13 protein-coding genes are annotated in these 16,903 nt (G+C 46.6%); 8 read left to right on the top strand and 5 right to left on the bottom strand.

Annotation, left to right across the window (positions count from 1 at the left end):
* Positions 1-115: 115 nt before the first annotated feature.
* Together H6F98_RS21860 and H6F98_RS21855 are read right to left on the bottom strand one after the other, a co-directional pair.
* Complete coding sequence (locus tag H6F98_RS21860; protein ID WP_192220826.1) at positions 116-712, bottom strand: arsinothricin resistance N-acetyltransferase ArsN1 family B; 597 nt, start codon at positions 710-712, stop codon at positions 116-118.
* 7 nt (positions 713-719) lie between these two features.
* The gene (locus H6F98_RS21855) at positions 720-1,511 is read right to left on the bottom strand and encodes a class I SAM-dependent methyltransferase (protein ID WP_192220825.1); all 792 of its coding nucleotides are present in this window, start codon (positions 1,509-1,511) and stop codon (positions 720-722) included.
* A 156-nt stretch (positions 1,512-1,667) separates the two neighbouring features.
* On the opposite strand from H6F98_RS21855, the gene H6F98_RS21850 reads away from it, so the two are divergent.
* The 6 genes from H6F98_RS21850 to H6F98_RS21825 all read left to right on the top strand — a co-directional run bounded on the left by H6F98_RS21850 (position 1,668) and on the right by H6F98_RS21825 (position 7,881).
* Entirely contained in the window at positions 1,668-2,489 is an 822-nt protein-coding gene (locus tag H6F98_RS21850) for a CPBP family intramembrane glutamic endopeptidase (protein WP_206759666.1), read from the top strand.
* 267 nt (positions 2,490-2,756) lie between these two features.
* Positions 2,757-4,382: an ABC transporter substrate-binding protein gene (locus H6F98_RS21845; RefSeq protein ID WP_192220823.1), complete on the top strand. Its 1,626-nt coding sequence runs from the start codon at positions 2,757-2,759 to the stop codon at positions 4,380-4,382.
* Between the two features lie 32 nt (positions 4,383-4,414).
* Entirely contained in the window at positions 4,415-5,431 is a 1,017-nt protein-coding gene (locus H6F98_RS21840; RefSeq protein ID WP_192220822.1) for an ABC transporter permease, read from the top strand.
* Positions 5,431-6,312, top strand: a complete 882-nt coding sequence (locus H6F98_RS21835; protein WP_192220821.1) for an ABC transporter permease — start codon at positions 5,431-5,433, stop codon at positions 6,310-6,312. Before H6F98_RS21840 ends, H6F98_RS21835 begins: the two co-directional genes overlap by 1 nt.
* Before the next feature lie 25 nt (positions 6,313-6,337).
* Complete coding sequence (locus H6F98_RS21830) at positions 6,338-7,279, top strand: ABC transporter ATP-binding protein (protein ID WP_192220820.1); 942 nt, start codon at positions 6,338-6,340, stop codon at positions 7,277-7,279.
* Entirely contained in the window at positions 7,273-7,881 is a 609-nt protein-coding gene (locus H6F98_RS21825) for an ABC transporter ATP-binding protein (protein ID WP_192220819.1), read from the top strand. Before H6F98_RS21830 ends, H6F98_RS21825 begins: the two co-directional genes overlap by 7 nt.
* Positions 7,882-8,134: 253 nt before the next feature.
* On the opposite strand, the gene H6F98_RS21820 is transcribed toward H6F98_RS21825, so the two are convergent.
* Both H6F98_RS21820 and H6F98_RS21815 read right to left on the bottom strand, forming a co-directional pair.
* Positions 8,135-9,226, bottom strand: a complete 1,092-nt coding sequence (locus H6F98_RS21820; RefSeq protein WP_192220818.1) for a hybrid sensor histidine kinase/response regulator — start codon at positions 9,224-9,226, stop codon at positions 8,135-8,137.
* Between the two features lie 149 nt (positions 9,227-9,375).
* Positions 9,376-12,852, bottom strand: coding sequence for a PAS domain S-box protein (locus tag H6F98_RS21815; RefSeq protein WP_192220817.1), 3,477 nt, complete (start codon positions 12,850-12,852; stop codon positions 9,376-9,378).
* A gap of 379 nt (positions 12,853-13,231) precedes the next feature.
* Here H6F98_RS21815 and H6F98_RS21810 point away from each other — a divergent pair, with 379 nt between their 5' ends.
* A complete protein-coding gene (locus H6F98_RS21810; RefSeq protein ID WP_192220816.1) occupies positions 13,232-15,103 on the top strand; it encodes an alpha/beta hydrolase in 1,872 nt (623 codons plus the stop codon).
* A gap of 139 nt (positions 15,104-15,242) precedes the next feature.
* Positions 15,243-15,677: a DUF4112 domain-containing protein gene (locus H6F98_RS21805; RefSeq protein ID WP_192220815.1), complete on the top strand. Its 435-nt coding sequence runs from the start codon at positions 15,243-15,245 to the stop codon at positions 15,675-15,677.
* A 252-nt stretch (positions 15,678-15,929) separates the two neighbouring features.
* On the opposite strand, the gene H6F98_RS21800 is transcribed toward H6F98_RS21805, so the two are convergent.
* Complete coding sequence (locus tag H6F98_RS21800; protein ID WP_192220814.1) at positions 15,930-16,784, bottom strand: M48 family metalloprotease; 855 nt, start codon at positions 16,782-16,784, stop codon at positions 15,930-15,932.
* Positions 16,785-16,903 lie beyond the last annotated feature (119 nt).

The raw sequence follows: 16,903 nt of genomic DNA, 5'->3' as shown, positions 1-16,903 counted from the left end.
TTATTCTGTCAGTATGCACTATAGCTTTCGGAAGTTGGAGGAAAAAGGGAAAGGTAGTAAAGTTCCCTTTTCCCTTCCCCTTTAACCTTTTCCCTAATAACACCGTAAGACGTACTCAAACTTGCAGTAGAGAGAGTCCACTGCTTAACGCCTTCTGCCAGTGCGCTGAATTTTGAACCTCGTTTAGTAGCAAGGGTGGCTGCACAGGCGAAGTGCGATCGCGTTGTAGCGAGAGTTGCCACCAACCCACATCATGCCAAGTTCCAAATTTATAGCCAGTCAAACGGTAGACACCCACTGGCACAAAACCAACAGCCTCATGTAGTGCAACGCTTGCTGGGTTTGGTAAGGTAACTCCTGCATAGACGTTGTAGAAACCTTGCAGTTGCAGCAGCTTCATCAGGGATGTATATAAGGCTTTGCCCGCCCTTTTCCTTCTGTAGGCGGCATTGACATAGACCGATGACTCAACAGACCATTGATAAGCAGCACGTTGGCGATGTTTACTCGCATAGGCATAACCCCAGACTTCCCCGTCAATTTCACAAACTAGCCAAGGCATCTGTTCTAGATTACTGAGGATACGCTGTCGAAATTCCTCTTCAATGGGTGGTGTTAGTTCAAAGGAAATCACCGTTTCGCGCACAATTGGAGCATAAATTGACAAACATTGTTGGGCATCGCCCTCGTTGGCTAGCCGAATTGCATTCATGACGGCTTTACACCTCTTGTCTTGCTGCTATTTGTTGTTCCTTTGGCTTCTCAAACACCATCAAATGCTGCTGCGGTAGAAAGTGTTTAGTTTCTAACCATTGCAACCCTACCGTCTGCATTTCTTTACGCACTTGCTTCTGCGTCATCTTGTGGAGCGCTTTGATGAGGATAAGGGGATTTTCACGGCGATACTCAACGAGAACCACACGTCCGCCGGGTTTAAGCGACTTCACAACTCCTTCCATGACTTCTTTCGGATACTCAAACTCATGGTAGGCATCCACCATCAACGCTAAGTCAACACTCTCATCTGGTAGATTAGGGTCGGTGGCACTGGCTAAAATAGGCTCAACATTAGTAATGTTGTTTTCCTGTTTCAGGAAGTTAAGGATATCAATCATCTCCGGCTGAATATCCACCGCCAGAACCTTCCCCTCTGGTACCAAGGGACTCATGCGAAAGCTGAAGTAGCCAGTACCCGCGCCAATATCAGCAACAACATGGGTTGGTTTTAAGTCAAGCGCCTCCACGACTTGTTGCGGCTGTTCAGTCACCTCCCGACTGGGGCGTTCTAGCCAAAGCGCTTCTGTATGTCCCATTACCTTAGCGATTTCTCTGCCCATGTAGAATTTGCCAATGCCATCAGAACTGTGACGCGATCGCTCCTGATATACTGTTCCCGATTCCGCAAGGGCATTAGGTTGTAGCGCACCAAAGCCAGTGAGCAACAGCCAAAGCAAGATAAAACAGATAATGACAATTACACGTAACGGCAGGGATGGATTGTTAATTTTCATGTCCCTTTTGACTCCACCTGAGTTGTGTAATGAGTTCATGAAAATCTATTCTCCTACAAAGTAATTGCCACTCAACAACTGATGAACACTGATCCTAAAACGAACCCTGAGAACCCATTTTTAAAATTCAAGGCTCGCAGCCTCATCATTAGTTGTTTGTTAATTTCTTTAGCAATTGGCTTTGTCTTGGGTCTGTTTGCTGGCTTTAGCAGCTTTAATCCTAAAGATCCAATCTTTGTTCCATTAATCTACAATCTGACATTTATTTTGCTATCGGCTTGGGCAATAAAACGATTACGGTACTTGAAACTCGACCTCAAGCGGCTGATCGGTCAATTCCCAAATCGCTACCCCTGGCTACCTACCCTTGGGATTGTCATTGCCATCTTGCTCTTTTCATTGGGTTCAGGACAACTTTTTTATTACGCCTTGTCATTGCTTAATCCCAGCTTAGTCGAGTCACTCCTCAATCAAAAAACGTTCTACTCTGGATCGGAAACTTTTTCACCTGTACTGTACAACTTACTGATGGTTTTTACATTTCTTGTTGTAGCTCCTGTAACTGAAGAATTTCTCTTTCGAGGAATCTTGTTGCATCGCTGGACAACAAAATGGGGAATCACACCCGCACTGATTATTTCGTCAATTTTATTTGGACTTCTACACGCGAATATTGTTGGACTATTTGTTTTTGGGTTAATGATGGCGCTACTTTACATCAAGACTCGCACACTCATCGTCCCGATTATTTGCCATTCGCTAAACAATCTTGCAGCAATCGGGTTGGAATTAGCCTCAAGGAGTTCTAGCACAACTGAAACTGTTGATACTTTGACGCAACTTCAGAGGTATTGGTGGGTTGGCATTATCTATGTAGCTTTAGCAGCTCCTTGGCTGTTTATGTTCATTTATAAAAGCTGGCCCAAACAGTCTTCAGCCATGCCATATTTTACCGATACAGATGCCATTGTGAAATAATTGAAAATCAACTTATAGCAATTCTCGTTGAGAGTGAAGTACATCTAAGTTTCTTGCCTATTTCCCATTCCCTGCGGGTGCGCTTCCTCATCCGGAGGGAACCTCCGGATGCCAGCGTCACCCAATTCCCGAAAACAAAGACTCTTCGTGCATTAGGAGCAGTTGAATCCCTTTTGATGCCCCTACAGGGCATTGAATCTGATTCTGTTTATCGCTTTACTAAAACGTTGAAGCGATCGCTCTACGAAGGAAGTCATAAGCGTGTTTATGCCGCGTTGGTCATTAGGGTTCTTACTACTTGCACAGCTACTAGCGGCTTGTGGTCCATCTGGGTCTCCCCCACAGGCTAATCAATCAAATCAATCAACACCAACGGGTTCTGGTTCTAAAGAGCAAATTGTCTTAGCAATTGGTGGAGAGGCGGACGAGGGCTATGACCCGACTCTCGGTTGGGGACGCTATGGCTCTCCTTTGTTCCAGAGTACGCTACTCCGCCGCGACGAAAATCTTCAGATTGTCAACGATTTAGCCCAAAGCTATAGCGTCAGTGCAGACAAAAAAGTCTGGACGGTAAAAATTCGTGAGGATGCTAAGTTTACTGACGGTAAGCCAGTTACAGCAGAGGATGTCGCCTACACCTTCAACCAAGCGGCGAAAAGTGCCGGGTTGACTGATGTAACCGTACTCGATCAAGCCGTAGCTACAGGGAATTACGAGGTTGAATTACGTCTGAAAAAGCCACAGAGTACGTTTGTCAACCGCCTCATTACCCTAGGAATTGTCCCCAAACACGCCCATGACAAAAATTATGCACGTAAGCCTATGGGTTCTGGCCCTTACAAGTTTGTGCAGTGGGACGAGGGGCAACAGCTAATCGTTGAAGCTAACCCTGACTACTACGGTGAAAAACCGCAGTTCAAGCGCCTGGTGTTCCTGTTTACGGAAGAAGACGCTGCCTTTGCCGCCGCTAAGGCAGGACAAGCACAAGTAGCTGCTGTGCCTCAGTCTTTAGCTGTCCAGAAAATTGATGGGATGAAGTTGTACGACGTTAAGAGTGTTGATAATCGCGGCTTGATGTTTCCTTACATCCCAGCTAAGGAGGGGAAAAAGACTCCCAAAGGCAATCCAGTTGGCAATGATGTCACAGCCGACTTAGCGATTCGTCAAGCCGTTAACTTCGCAATCGACCGGAAAGCCTTGGTGGACGGGGTGTTGGAAGGCTATGGTTCTCCGGCTTATGGCCCCGTGACTGGCTTGGCTTGGGAAGAACCACAAGCGAATATTCAAGACGCACAACCTGAGCAAGCTAAGAAAATTTTGGCGGATGCTGGATGGAAAGACACGAATGGGGATGGCGTTGTTGAAAAAAATGGCTTAAAGGCAGAGTTTACGATTCTCTATCCAGCCAGTGATAGTACCCGTCAAGCGTTGGCGCTATCTGCCGCTGAGATGATTAAAGCCATTGGCATCCAGGCAAATGTTGAGGGAAAGAGTTGGGATGAGATCGAACCCTTGGCGCACAGCAACGTAATTCTTTTTGGTTGGGGTAGTCATGACCAGACGGAGATGTATAACCTCTATCACAGCTCATCAGCAAAAGGAGAGTTTAATAACGCAGGGTATTATGCTAATCCTGCCATAGACACAACCCTTGACCTAGCAATGGGCGCACCGACAGAAGCGGAAGCGATCGCATTCTGGAAAGCGGCGCAATGGGATGGACAAAAAGGTTACACCACAAAAGGTGATGCAACTTGGGCATGGTTGGTCAATTTAGATCACACCTACTTCGTCAGCAACTGCCTCGACATTGGCAAGCCCCAAATTGAACCGCACGGACACGGTTGGCCAATTACTACCAATATCAACCAGTGGAAGTGGACTTGTAATTGAGAATTCCAATAACAATAGATGAAAACTGACCAATGACTCATGCGATCGCTAATCGAGATATCCTACCCTTCATCACGCAATTCATCCTGCGGAAACTGCTTCGGCTAATTCTGCTCTTGGCAGCCGTTTCCGTATTTAGCTTTGTCTTAGTTAGTCTCTCACCTATTGACCCTGTAGAGGCCTACATTGGAGCTGATGTTTTACAAATTAGCCCAGAGCAACGAGACTTAATTGCCGAGCGCTGGGGCTTAAATGAGCCAATGACAACACGCTTCTTCCTCTGGTTAAAGCAATGTCTCCAGGGCAACCTTGGCACCTCAATGATTTTCAACCAACCTGTCACCACTGTTATTGCTAATCGCTTCAACGCTTCGCTCCAGATGATGGCAGCCGCTTGGTTACTTTCTGGTCTTTTTGGTCTAATTCTAGGTGTCCTTGCAGGGGCAAAGGAAGGCTCACTCCTCGACCGAGGGATTCGCTTCTATGCCTACACCCTAGCTTCCAGTCCTACCTTCTGGGTGGCACTGTTGCTGTTGATTTTCTTCTCCGTTACACTCCGAGTCACACCAATTTGTTGTGCTGCCCCTCCCGGAGTTTTGCTCGAAGATGTCACAATCTGGCAGCGCCTCCACCATTTACTACTACCTGCCCTAACCTTGAGCTTGATTGGCGTAGCTAGCATCGCGCTGCATACTCGGCAGAAATTAATTGAAGTTCTCAACAGCGATTATGCACTGTTTGCTAGGGCGCAAGGCGAAACAACTTGGGGCTTGATTCGGCACCACGGTTTACGAAATATTGCACTACCTGCGATTACCTTACAGTTTGCTTCACTCAGCGAGTTGTTCGGTGGTTCGGTATTAGCCGAGCAAGTGTTTGCCTACCCCGGTTTAGGACAAGCAACCGTCCAATCGGCACTACGCGGTGATGTACCACTGCTGATTGGCATTGTTTTTTTCAGCGCCATCTTTGTCTATACCGGAAACACGATCGCAGATATCACTTACCAAATTGTTGACCCACGTATTCGCATTGGAAGAACGGCATAATGAAGCCTTTGACTGCCCCACAGCCTGTAGCATCTGAAATTCCACGAAAACGACCTCTAAAACGAGGGAATCGTCGCCAACGCACGTTATGGACAATTGCCGTGTGTGTACTGTTTCTAGCGGTTGTAATTTTGAGTAGTCAATGGCTGGGGGATGCAGGACTTGAGCCAGCGTTGCGATCGCGTAACGAATCCCCTTCCTTCGCTCACCCCTTTGGGACTGACTGGTTGGGGCGTGATATGTTGACGCGCACTCTGCACGGACTTTCCTTAAGTTTATGTATCGGCTTACTCGCTGCGGGTTGTAGTGCAGTGATTGGCACCATCCTTGGTATCCTTTCCGGCACAATCGGCGGCAAGGTAGATGCTGTGATTACTTGGATTATTGATGTTTTCTTCAGTCTGCCGCACCTAGTTTTACTGATTATGATTGCCTTTGCTGTTGGTGGTGGCACTCAGGGAGTAATTATCGCCGTTGCCCTCACCCACTGGACAAGTTTGGCAAGGATTATCCGGGCTGAAGTGCTGCAAGTCAACACCTCCGACTATGTTCAACTCTCCTACAAACTAGGGCATACGCCCTTGTGGGTTGCCCGTCACCACATGCTACCCCACGTTATTCCCCAGCTACTCGTAGGGTTAATTCTCCTATTTCCCCATGCAATCTTGCATGAAGCTGCCCTTACCTTTATCGGGATTGGTTTGTCGCCTCATACACCTGCGATCGGAATTATTCTCGCTGAGTCGATGCGTCACTTATCAACTGGCTACTGGTGGTTAGGAGTACTACCGGGAGCCGCTTTACTGATTGCTGTGAAAGCCTTTGACATTTTGGGTGAAAACATAAGGGCGTTGATTGACCCAAAAACCAGCCAAGGATAACGTTTCATACTCATCACTTCCCTAAATGCTATCTGTTCAAAATTTGAGCGTCACCTTCACAATGTACGACCAAGGCTTGACCCAAAGACAGCTTACGGTGATTACCGAGCTTGATTTGGAGGTAAGCTCAGGTGAAGTCGTGGCTGTTGTTGGAGCGAGTGGTTCCGGTAAGAGTCTTCTCGCTCATGCGGTACTAGGTATTCTGCCGAAGAATGCCCAAGTCGATGGTGAAATTCTATTTAAAGGCTCACCACTCACCCCAGAGCGTTCTGAAGCGTTGCGGGGAAAGGAAATTGCCTTAATTCCTCAGTCAGTGGGCTACCTTGACCCATTAATGCGGGTGGGTTCACAAGTTAATCGGGCAGCACAGTTGAGTGGACTATCGGGACAAGTCACCCAAGTTGCCGTTGAACAAACCTTCAACCGCTATGGATTAGCCTCAGTAGTCAAACGCTTCTTTCCATTCCAACTTTCTGGAGGTATGGCACGACGAGTATTGGTTTCTACGGCGGCTGTCGGAAAAGCTCAGTTAATCATTGCTGACGAACCAACTCCCGGTTTACACCCTGATGTCGTGAAGGAAACGCTCAACCACCTGCGAGGATTGGCAAATGAAGGTAAAGCTGTAATATTAATTACCCACGACATTGAAGCTGCGCTACAAGTTGCGGATAAAGTTGCTGTTTTCTATGCTGGAACGACGGTGGAAATTGCGGCAGCTAAAGATTTCCCGAATGGAACCATACGCCACCCCTACACCCAAGCTTTATGGCGAAGTCTTCCACAAAACGAATTTATTCCCATTCCCGGTACGCAACCTAGCCCGGATGCTTTGCCTACTGGTTGTTTGTTTGCAGAACGCTGTCCTTGGGTTACTGAGTCTTGCCGTGAAGCACGTCCTCAATTTCGGGAAGTACGGGGCGCTCCTGTTCGGTGTATCCATGCTGATGAGGAACATCTATGCTAAGAGGAGAAAATCTTTCGTTTCGCTACAACGATGGTCAGCCCTGGATTTTACAAGACGTTGACATTGAAGTGGCTCCCGGAGAAATTGTTGGCTTGAGTGCCCCTAGCGGTTTTGGGAAGACAACGCTTGGGAAACTTCTCGCAGGCTATCTTACCCCCACACAAGGGAAAGTGACGCTCAATAGTCAGCCTTTACCCAATCGGGGTTACTCGGCGGTGCAGCTAATTTTCCAAAATCCGGAACTCGCTGTCAATCCTCGCTGGCGGATTGGGAAAATCCTGAATGAAGGGCTTCCTCCGTCGAATGACTTACTCAAAGCGCTCAGTATCCACAATAACTGGCTCACTCGCTGGCCTCATGAACTAAGTGGTGGTGAGTTGCAGCGCATTGCCGTCGCTCGTTCTTTAGGCTCACGCACTCAATATTTAATTGCGGATGAGATGACAGCGATGTTGGATGCCAATACGCAAGCTTTGATTTGGCAAGCCGTGACAACCTATGCACATCAGCATAATCTTGGTCTTTTGGTGATTAGCCATGAAGCACCTCTATTGAAGCGGTTGTGTTCGCGCTTGATTGACTTAACGAAAACTAGAAACTAGTACCGCTTGGTGGAAGTCATACCAATTTCCTATGATATTGCATTGAATTTTGGGTAGGGGCGCACAGCTGTGCGCCCCTACAAGGGTTTGCATTTAGTGAAGCTTCATACAGAATTGGTATCAAAAGTCAAAAAGCTTTATTTCTAGACTTTTGAGCAAGTTTTCAGATGGTAGGCTCATTTCCACCGTGATGTACTAAAGATGACTTTCAATATAATTGAAATTTAAATACATTTTTAAGCAGAACTTGATTTTAAAGAACTACAGTAAAGATTGACCCATTGGGCTTATTTTCTTCTACAAATATCCTGCCTTTATGCGCTTCAACTACCATCTTGCAAAAGGCTAAGCCTAGACCAAATTGAGGAACACTATTGATCGGGCTTCCTACTTCGTATTTATCAAAAATACGTTGCTGTAGTTCTTCACTAACGCCAATTCCTTCATCAGCGACTCGAATAGTTGCTTGATGGGATGCAGTTTCATCAGTGACTAAATCACTTGGATCGTCCACTTCTAAGGTAATTGTACTATCAGGTGGGGAGAATTTAATAGCATTGGATAGCAAGTTATCGAGGACACGATATAACAAATTGGCATCAACAGAGACAGGATGATCGAGCTTTTTGAGCTGGCTTCTCAGTCGAAGTTTTTTTGAGGCAGCTACACCAGAAAATTGTGACAAAGCTTTTGTTGCTAGGTCGCTGAGTTCGACCTCGGCAAGATTAAGAATCATCTTTCCAGATTGCATCTTTGCCAGTATCAACAAGTCATTAATCATTGAATTGAGTTGACGCCCTGATGAAAGAATCAGTTCAACTCGCTCTAAATCTTTTCCTTTCAAACCACTATCCATTAGTAAGCTGCCACTCATGAGAATGCTTGTGAGCGGGTTTCTCAAGTCATGGACAATCATGTTGGAGAGGTCTTCTCTCAGGCGCAGTGTCGCTTCTAAAGCATCATACTGCTGCTTGATGCGTAACATGGAGCGGACACGGGCGCGTAGTTCTATACCGCTTACGGGTTTGGTCAAAAAATCATCAGCCCCAGCATCAAGCGATCGCGCTAAATCCTCTTTAGAGCTTAGTGCTGTCACCATGATGATGGGAATATGTTTCCAGTAGGTGTCGGATTTGATGAGGCGGCAAACCTCAATACCATCCATTTGGGGCATCATTACATCCAGCAAGATGACATCAGGCTCAAAGGAATCTATTGAACTCAATGCTTCCATGCCACTAGCAGCATAGTGTAATTCATAACCCTCCCGATATAAATGCGCTTCGATAACATCAAACCCATGTGGCTCATCATCTACAACCAGTACAGAATACTTCTCATCCATATCAGCTAAACCTAGAGAATTGAGATAGGGACGTTAGGAAGTTGAAGACATCCATACGCCTATCAGTAATTGAAATAATTGCGCCATAACCGACAAGGGTATAAGTGTGGGAAGACAATGCCTCTCACTTATCACCCGTTGCCTGTTCTCTATTGCCCAGATGCCCCTGAGCTGTGACTAATATATTGCGTAATGAGGTTCACCAGCGTTTTGAGATTAACGGGTTTCGTCAGATAATCCTTTGCACCCGCCGCCAAACATCGTTCCCTGTCTCCTGGCATGGCTAGTGCCGTGAGGGCAATGATTGGAATAGAAGCGAGTTCAGCATCCGCATGAATCTGGCGAGTTGCCTCCAAACCGTCCATCTCTGGCATTTGAATATCCATCAGGATTAAATCTGGTTTTTGTTGTTTTGCCATCTGAACCGCTTCAATCCCATTTCTTGCCAAGCTTACTCGAAACTCCTGAATCTGTAAGTAATCCATCAACGTCGAAATATTTGCTTCATTGTCCTCAGCCAGTAGGATTAAGGGTGAGTGTTGCTCCTGTTCTGGCATCACGACTAAAGCCGTATGAGCTAGATGTTTAGGAGAAGCTTCAGAGAAAATTCTACTCAACGCCGACTGTAACTGCTGTCGGGAGATCGGTTTAACCAAATACCCAGATGCTCCCAAGGCTAAAGCACGCGATCGCTCATCCATCACCGAGACAACCAACACTGGAATGTCCTGCGTTGCCGGATTCGCTTTTAATTGAGCCAGAACTTCCCAGCCCGATAAGCCAGGTAGCAACAAATCCAGAATAATCACTTCCGGGTCAAATCGCTTCACTGCATCTACTGCACCTTCACCCTGAGAGTAAATAAATGCAGCTGAACCAATTTCTGCCAAGTAACGCGCTACCTGCTTCGCTGCCGTCTCTGAGTCTTCAACGATTAAAGCTTGGTGAATGTTCGGCAAATCTCCAAGTGCCTCTTCTCGTTCCTGAACGCTTTGAACTGTCTGGGTTGCCTCGTTCCAGGGGAGAGTAACGGTGAAGCGACTACCCTTACCCACCTCACTCTCCAACGCAATACTGCCACGATGCAACTCAACAATCCGTCGCACCAGCGCCAAACCCAAACCCGTGCCTGCATAACGACGGGAGAGACTGCTATCTAACTGCACAAACGGTTTGAACATCTTATCAATACTTTCGGGAGCAATCCCAATTCCGGTATCTATGACGCTAAATTGCAGCGTTTCACTTGATAAATTCCTTTCAATTTCCAGGCAAACCTCACCCCCTTCTGGCGTAAATTTCACAGCATTGCTCAACAGATTAATTAAAACCTGCCGGATGCGGCGCTCATCGACTTCTATCTCCCCTAATCCCTCACTAATCTTGGAACTGAGTTTAATCTGTTTCTGATGTGCTAGCTGTTTGACAAACGTCAAGCTGGACTCACAGAGGTCATGAACATCAACTGGGGCAGTCTGTAGCTGCATTTTGCCAGATTCAATCTTTGAGAGGTCGAGAATATCATTAATGAGTTCGAGCAAATGTCTACCACTGCTCTCAATGGTTGTCATTGACTTGCGCTGCTTATCAGTTAGAGAACCATATACTTCTTCCTGTAACGCCTCTGAAAGACCAAGAATTGCATTGAGAGGCGTTCGCAATTCGTGACTCATATTCGCGAGAAACTCATCCTTAAGACGTGTAGCTCTCGCTAACTCCGCATTCGCAAGACTAATTCTTTCACTACTTTGACGCAGTTGTTCATCGGCTAGTTTATGTTCAGTAATGTCATAGACTAAAGCACAAGACCATAACATTTTCCCGTTTTCATCGAATACTGGACTTGTAGACATATAAGTCCAAACCGTTTTGCCATTTTTTGTTGTGAGTTGAATTTCATATTTGTCACCCGTACCTGATTTTCGACGCTCTAGATTTAGCCTCGCTAAGGCTCGATCGGCTTCGGAGATAAAGTCAAAAATTTGTCGTCCCAGCAGTTCGGCTTCAGTGTAGCCAAGCATCCTCGCCATTGCCTGATTAACATACGTTGTCTTGGCTTCACTGTCTACGACCCAAATTCCTTCCTCAGCCAGTTCAACAATTTGTTGGTATCGTGTCTCACTTTCGCGGGCACGATGTTCCAGGCTTGTATTAAGTCGTTTAATCTCTTCTTCTGCTTGCTTACGCTCTGTAATGTCCGTTATGAACGTCATTACAAATGTGCCGTCTTTTGTTTGAATCGGACTCAGTCCGGCTTCAATTGGAAACTCTGTTCCATTCTTGCGTCGAGCAAATAAGTTTCTCGTTTTGCTCATTGAGCGTTTGGTTGGCTGTTCTCGATAGCCATGGCGATATGCAACATGACTGTGGTGAAATCGTTTCGGCATCAAAAACTCAACGGTTTGACCTAAAACTTCAGTATGGTCATATCCAAATAATTCCTCTGCTTTGGCGTTGAATATAACAACTTCGCCCTTAGCGTTGGTGACAATAATTGATTCTGAAGCAGATTCCAAAAAAGCACGAAATTTGGCTTCGCTGTCATAGAGTTGTTTCTCTGCTAGCTTACGCTCAGTAATGTCACGCAGGACGACTTGAGCGGCTGGTTCATTTTGATAAGTGAAGGGAATAGCTGTTACTTCTGCATTGAAAACTGTTCCATCCAACTGGAACCACTTTTCTTCGATGAGGGGAACCTGATGTTTGTCGTCTCGAAGTTGTCGGATGCGTTCCTTGGCAATTTCTCGATCGTCTGGATGGATGAAATCCACTACCGATTTTCCGATAAGTTCTTCAGCATTAGTTGCACCATAAAGTTTTATAGCAGCGGGGTTGACAAAGACAAACTTGCCCTGACTTTGGATAAAGATTCCATCAGGGCATAATTCTACTAGCTGACGGTAGCGTGCTTCACTGTCTTGGAGATAGCGATCGCGTTCAGTTAGTTTTTGGTTCAGACGGTTCAACAGGTAAGCGGCAACAACAGAACCCCCAATGCCAATACCTGCTGACAAACCCAGTATCAACCAGGTTCGTTGTCGCTGTTGGTTTAACTGCCTGTCGCGTTCAACCTGTAGGCGTTCCTCTTCTGCTAAAAACTCATTAATTTGCGCTCTTGTGCGATCCATCGCTCGCTTGCTTTCAATTACCTGAGCGGCAAAGTCGGGTGAGCGAATTAGAGTATTGGGGGATTCCTTACTAGTCAACTCCCGAAGACGCTCTAAGAGAGTAAGTCTAGTATTGACTAAGACTCGAATTTGTTGAACTTGTTGGGTTTGAGAGGGATTATCAGCAACTAACTGAGTCAGTTGATCGAGGGAATTGGGAATAAAAGCGATCGCAGCTTGATAGCCTGTGAGGAATTCTTGGTCTTGGGTAATTTCATAACCCCGCGCTCCTGTTTCTGCATCCAGCAGTGCCGTGAGTAAGCGTTTGCCTTCCAGGCGGACTTGCTGGGTGTGTTGTACCCTGTTTTCAGCTTTTACTGTCTTGAAGTGTAGCCAACCAAAGGCTGACACAGAGGCGACAAGACAAGATACCGGAATCGCGAGGATAAACTGCCCTCGCTGACGAACCAGCGATTTGAGCCAGCGAGATTGCTGATTTTTGGTTGGATCGGTTTTCATGGTGAGAGTAGATTCGAGGCATAAAAACTCAACTCAGTCGGCTCTAGGGTATGACTATTACCCCTATCAAGGTTAAGGCGCGTAGGCGGTAGGTTTTAGGGACTTCCAATCCAGAAAGGGTTTAGAGGAAAATGATTTGTTAGATGTTCACATTGATAATGTAAGCCACATATCTTAAAGAGGAGAGGTCGTTAAGCACAGCCAGCACCAGCTATCTAACGGACTAACGTTTGCTTATAAGGCAAGCGGGTGAAATACGCATCACTCTAGCAATGAATGTTATGAGGGAAACAGGCATGGGAAACTTGTAGAGCTTCACTTGGGTCGCTTTGAACAAAATTGTTAATCGCTCCACACACATCGCAGTCAAATCACTCTTATGAAGTTTCAGCTCAATTGGTCTGGTGGCAGGACATTTCAGAATTCTCATAACAGAAAACTTGTCGGTTTGCTGCCTCAAATCAAGGCAATCCGGCAAGGTGCTTTTTTTTCGATCTTTGTTGCACTGTCTTGGTGGTTCGCCGCACCCGCTGGGGCCGCTGAACGCCTCACCTTGCGCTTAGGACCATTTGAGCAATCGGTTGCGATCGCTGATTTAGAAAACTATGCTTTGACTGGGGAACTCTCACCCGAACTCAAACCGTTCCGCATGGTGCTAACGCCACAGGTACGGCAATTGCTGACCCGGCACCTGCAAATTGACCCCAACATGACTGATAAATTTATCCAAGACCTGCTTCGCTCTTCCGATGGTGCAAGATTGCTCGAACAAATTGGTCTGGCACTCCCCACTAGCAGTGTTGAGCAATTGCAGGCAGCGTTGTATTTAGCGGCAAGGCAAGCTGATGGTTTATCGGTGCTAGGTTTTTTACGAGCTTATCCAGAGGAGAGTGTAACAATTGATGCCTCTTCTGCGATCGCGATCGCTCTCCAACTCAATACCTCCTACTGGCAAAGCCAAGCAATAGGGCCTCTCTTGAAGCAAGAACTAGAAGTCACTGATACAAGCAACGTCCTCCCTACCTTTAACCCAGCTGCCCCTGGTCAACAATATATCCAAGAGCGGACATTGTCACTGCGAGACCGACTACGCGATCGTACAATCCTTGTAGACCTCTACTGGGCATACAAGAGTGAAGGCCCACTGGTCATTCTTTCTCACGGGTTCGGTTCCGATCGCAAATTTTTAACGTACTTAGCGCGTCATTTAGCATCCCACGGCTTTACTGTTGCCTCTCTAGAGCATCCAGGTAGTAACTTCACTTGGCTGAATGGGGTTTCTCTGGGAGGTGTCCCTGATAATTTATTAGCTCCCTCAGAGTTTGTTAACCGTCCTAAGGATGTCAGCTTCGTCCTAGACGAACTCGCTGAGCGAAATCAGGAATACGGTCAGTGGTATCGTAAATTAAACACTGAACAAGTCACGATGATTGGTCACTCTTTGGGGGGCTACACTGCACTCGCGCTTGCTGGAGGGGAACTGAACTTAGAGGAAGTACGACGGTATTGTAAAAACCGTAGCCCCATCGGACGGTCACCAGCCGATTGGTTTCAGTGTTCTGCAGCTGACTTGCCCAACAACCGAATGCAATTACGGGATGATCGAATCGCCCAGGTGATTGCGCTCAATACTGTAACTGGACGCTTATTTGGCAGTAAGGGTTTGCAGCAGGTGAGTGTCCCAACCTTAATCTTGACAGGAACAGACGATGCGATTACACCATCACTCGATCATCAACTGCGGCCCTTTGCTCAATTAGGCGGCACCAAGTATCTTGTCAGTGCGATCGGTGGTACACACTTGAGTGTAACTGACCGAGCCAATCTCAATGATGCCCTCGCCCGCAGCACACTCGTCAAAGAGCGTATTGGTCAAGAAGTTGACCCACTACGAGAACTCATCCGAGGTGTGAGTCTCGCCTTCGTCAAACAGCTAACACCAGAAGCGAAGCTCTACGAACCCTTTTTGACCCCTGCTTATGCTCAGTCGCTCTCAACCCCAACACTCTCACTCCGTTTCAGTACAGAGTTACCCGCAACAATGGCGACTTGGTTTCAAGTTCAAGCCGTTAGTCATCAGCAAATTGCCATTCGTCTGCCCGATGTCAACAACTGGTTAATCAGCGCGATTAAATCCTACTTCTTAACTTCTACAAGCATGTTGTCGCAAGCAGATTGTTGTGCAGGACAACTCAATCAAGTTTTTACAGATATTCTAGATAATTACCAGCCACCGAGCAGTTTTGGCTAAAGCGCAGGCAACCTAGTGCAAGAAGGCAGGAAGTTTGCTGATTCAGTCTCAGGATATAAGCCTGGTCTAGTTCACTATGTCACTATAAAACGTAAGAATACCCAAGGCTCGAATAGTCTCTCCTGTCATGCCTACCCCGATGAATACAGCTGAACGCCTCGCTACACTCAATCGCATCCGCAAACTTAGTCGTTTGATGGATACAGCTATTGGTATTCCTGGGACACGTTTTCGGATTGGAATAGACCCTATTATTGGTTTAATTCCTGGGGCTGGAGACATAGTAAGTACAGGATTTTCTGCTTACATCATCTATCTAGCTACCCACTTTGGTATACCAGCCAAAGACCTCAGACAAATGATTTTCAACATTGGTCTAGAGGCTGCTGTTGGCACCGTACCTTTAGTCGGTGATTTATTTGACGCTTACTACAAGTCCAACATTCGCAACTTGGCAATTTTGGAGCAACATCTGCAAGCGACAGAACCAGAAATTGAAGAGCTTGCCTCAGTTCGCGCCGAATCTAGAGAGCCAAACTTACCGAAAACTCGCGAGAAAGCCCCACAGATTTGAATAGTTGAACAAGAAAAACACAGAAGTTCAGAAGTTCAGGAGAATGCTGAACTTTGGATGAACTCAACAGTAAGAAAAGGAATAAATCACTCCTTTCTTTGCCCTATTGCCTATCGATTTAACACAGCAGAATGTGCTTGGTATAGCAATCGAAGTATAGATTAAGGCACAACGGAGGCTATAACCCTTAGCCAGAGCTATTTTGCTGAAAGCTGACCGCTGAGAGCTGACGGCTGAAGAGCTATATCAACTCTAACCAGGCAAGCGAGGCTGCACAGTTCGAGCAAATTTTTCCTGTCCCTCCTCAAGATTGGCAGGAATACCATTAGGAAAGTTTTCGGTAATTAAACTCTGCAGTCGTTCAATTCGATTGTCGGGGTTAGGATGGGTGCTGAAAAATTCTGGGGATTGTCCACCTTGTCTAGCAGAAGCCAGCACCTGCATCAGTTCGACAATTCCTTTCGGGTTATAGCCTGCTTGTGTCATAAACCGAAAACCCAGTTGGTCACTTTCTAATTCATCTTCACGTCCATAGCGTAGGCTAACCAATTGATTAACTGCCTGGGCTACAAGTGCAGCTTGACGCGCACCTTCCGGCGAATCACTCGCGGCAATTCCAACAGCATTCACTAACGCCGAACCAAGTTGCTGCTTGGCGAGATGCTCAGCACCATGTCGTGCTACAACATGCCCGACCTCATGCCCCAGTACGCCTGCTAGTTGCGCTTCTGTTCTGAGGCGCCTGAGCAAACCTGCTGTAATAAAAACCTGTCCCCCTGGTAGGGCAAAGGCATTGATCGTTTGGGGGTCTTTGAGTAGATGAAATTCGTAGGGATAGGGTAATTCAGATGCTCCTGAGTTCTGCACAATCCGCCCTCCCACTTGGTCAATATAGGCTTGAAGAGCTTGGTCAGGATAAAGACCTCCGTGCTGTGCTGCCATCTTTTGAGTAGCTTGTCGCCCAATTACTACTTCCTGTTGGGGAGAAAGCTGTACCCGTTGCCGTTCTCCAGTCACTGGATTTTCTACAACGTTGGTACAGTAGCTAATTAGCCCAAACAACGCGAACAAAATTCCAATCCCTAGACGAAGTAATAGTCTCTGCACTTGTTTTCCCCAACGGCTGGCGAAGAGGATACCATCTTATACTTCCATCTAGCATCAGTCGGAAGGATACTGTTTAATTTCCGAATTTCCTAATTACCTAGATACGGTAGTCTTAGGGT

Origin of the sequence: Microcoleus sp. FACHB-SPT15 (assembly GCF_014849525.1) — a bacterium.
GTDB classification, from domain to species: domain Bacteria; phylum Cyanobacteriota; class Cyanobacteriia; order Cyanobacteriales; family Coleofasciculaceae; genus Symplocastrum; species Symplocastrum torsivum.
Note: the sequence above shows the minus strand (reverse complement) of the source record. Positions and strands in the feature narration are given on the sequence as shown.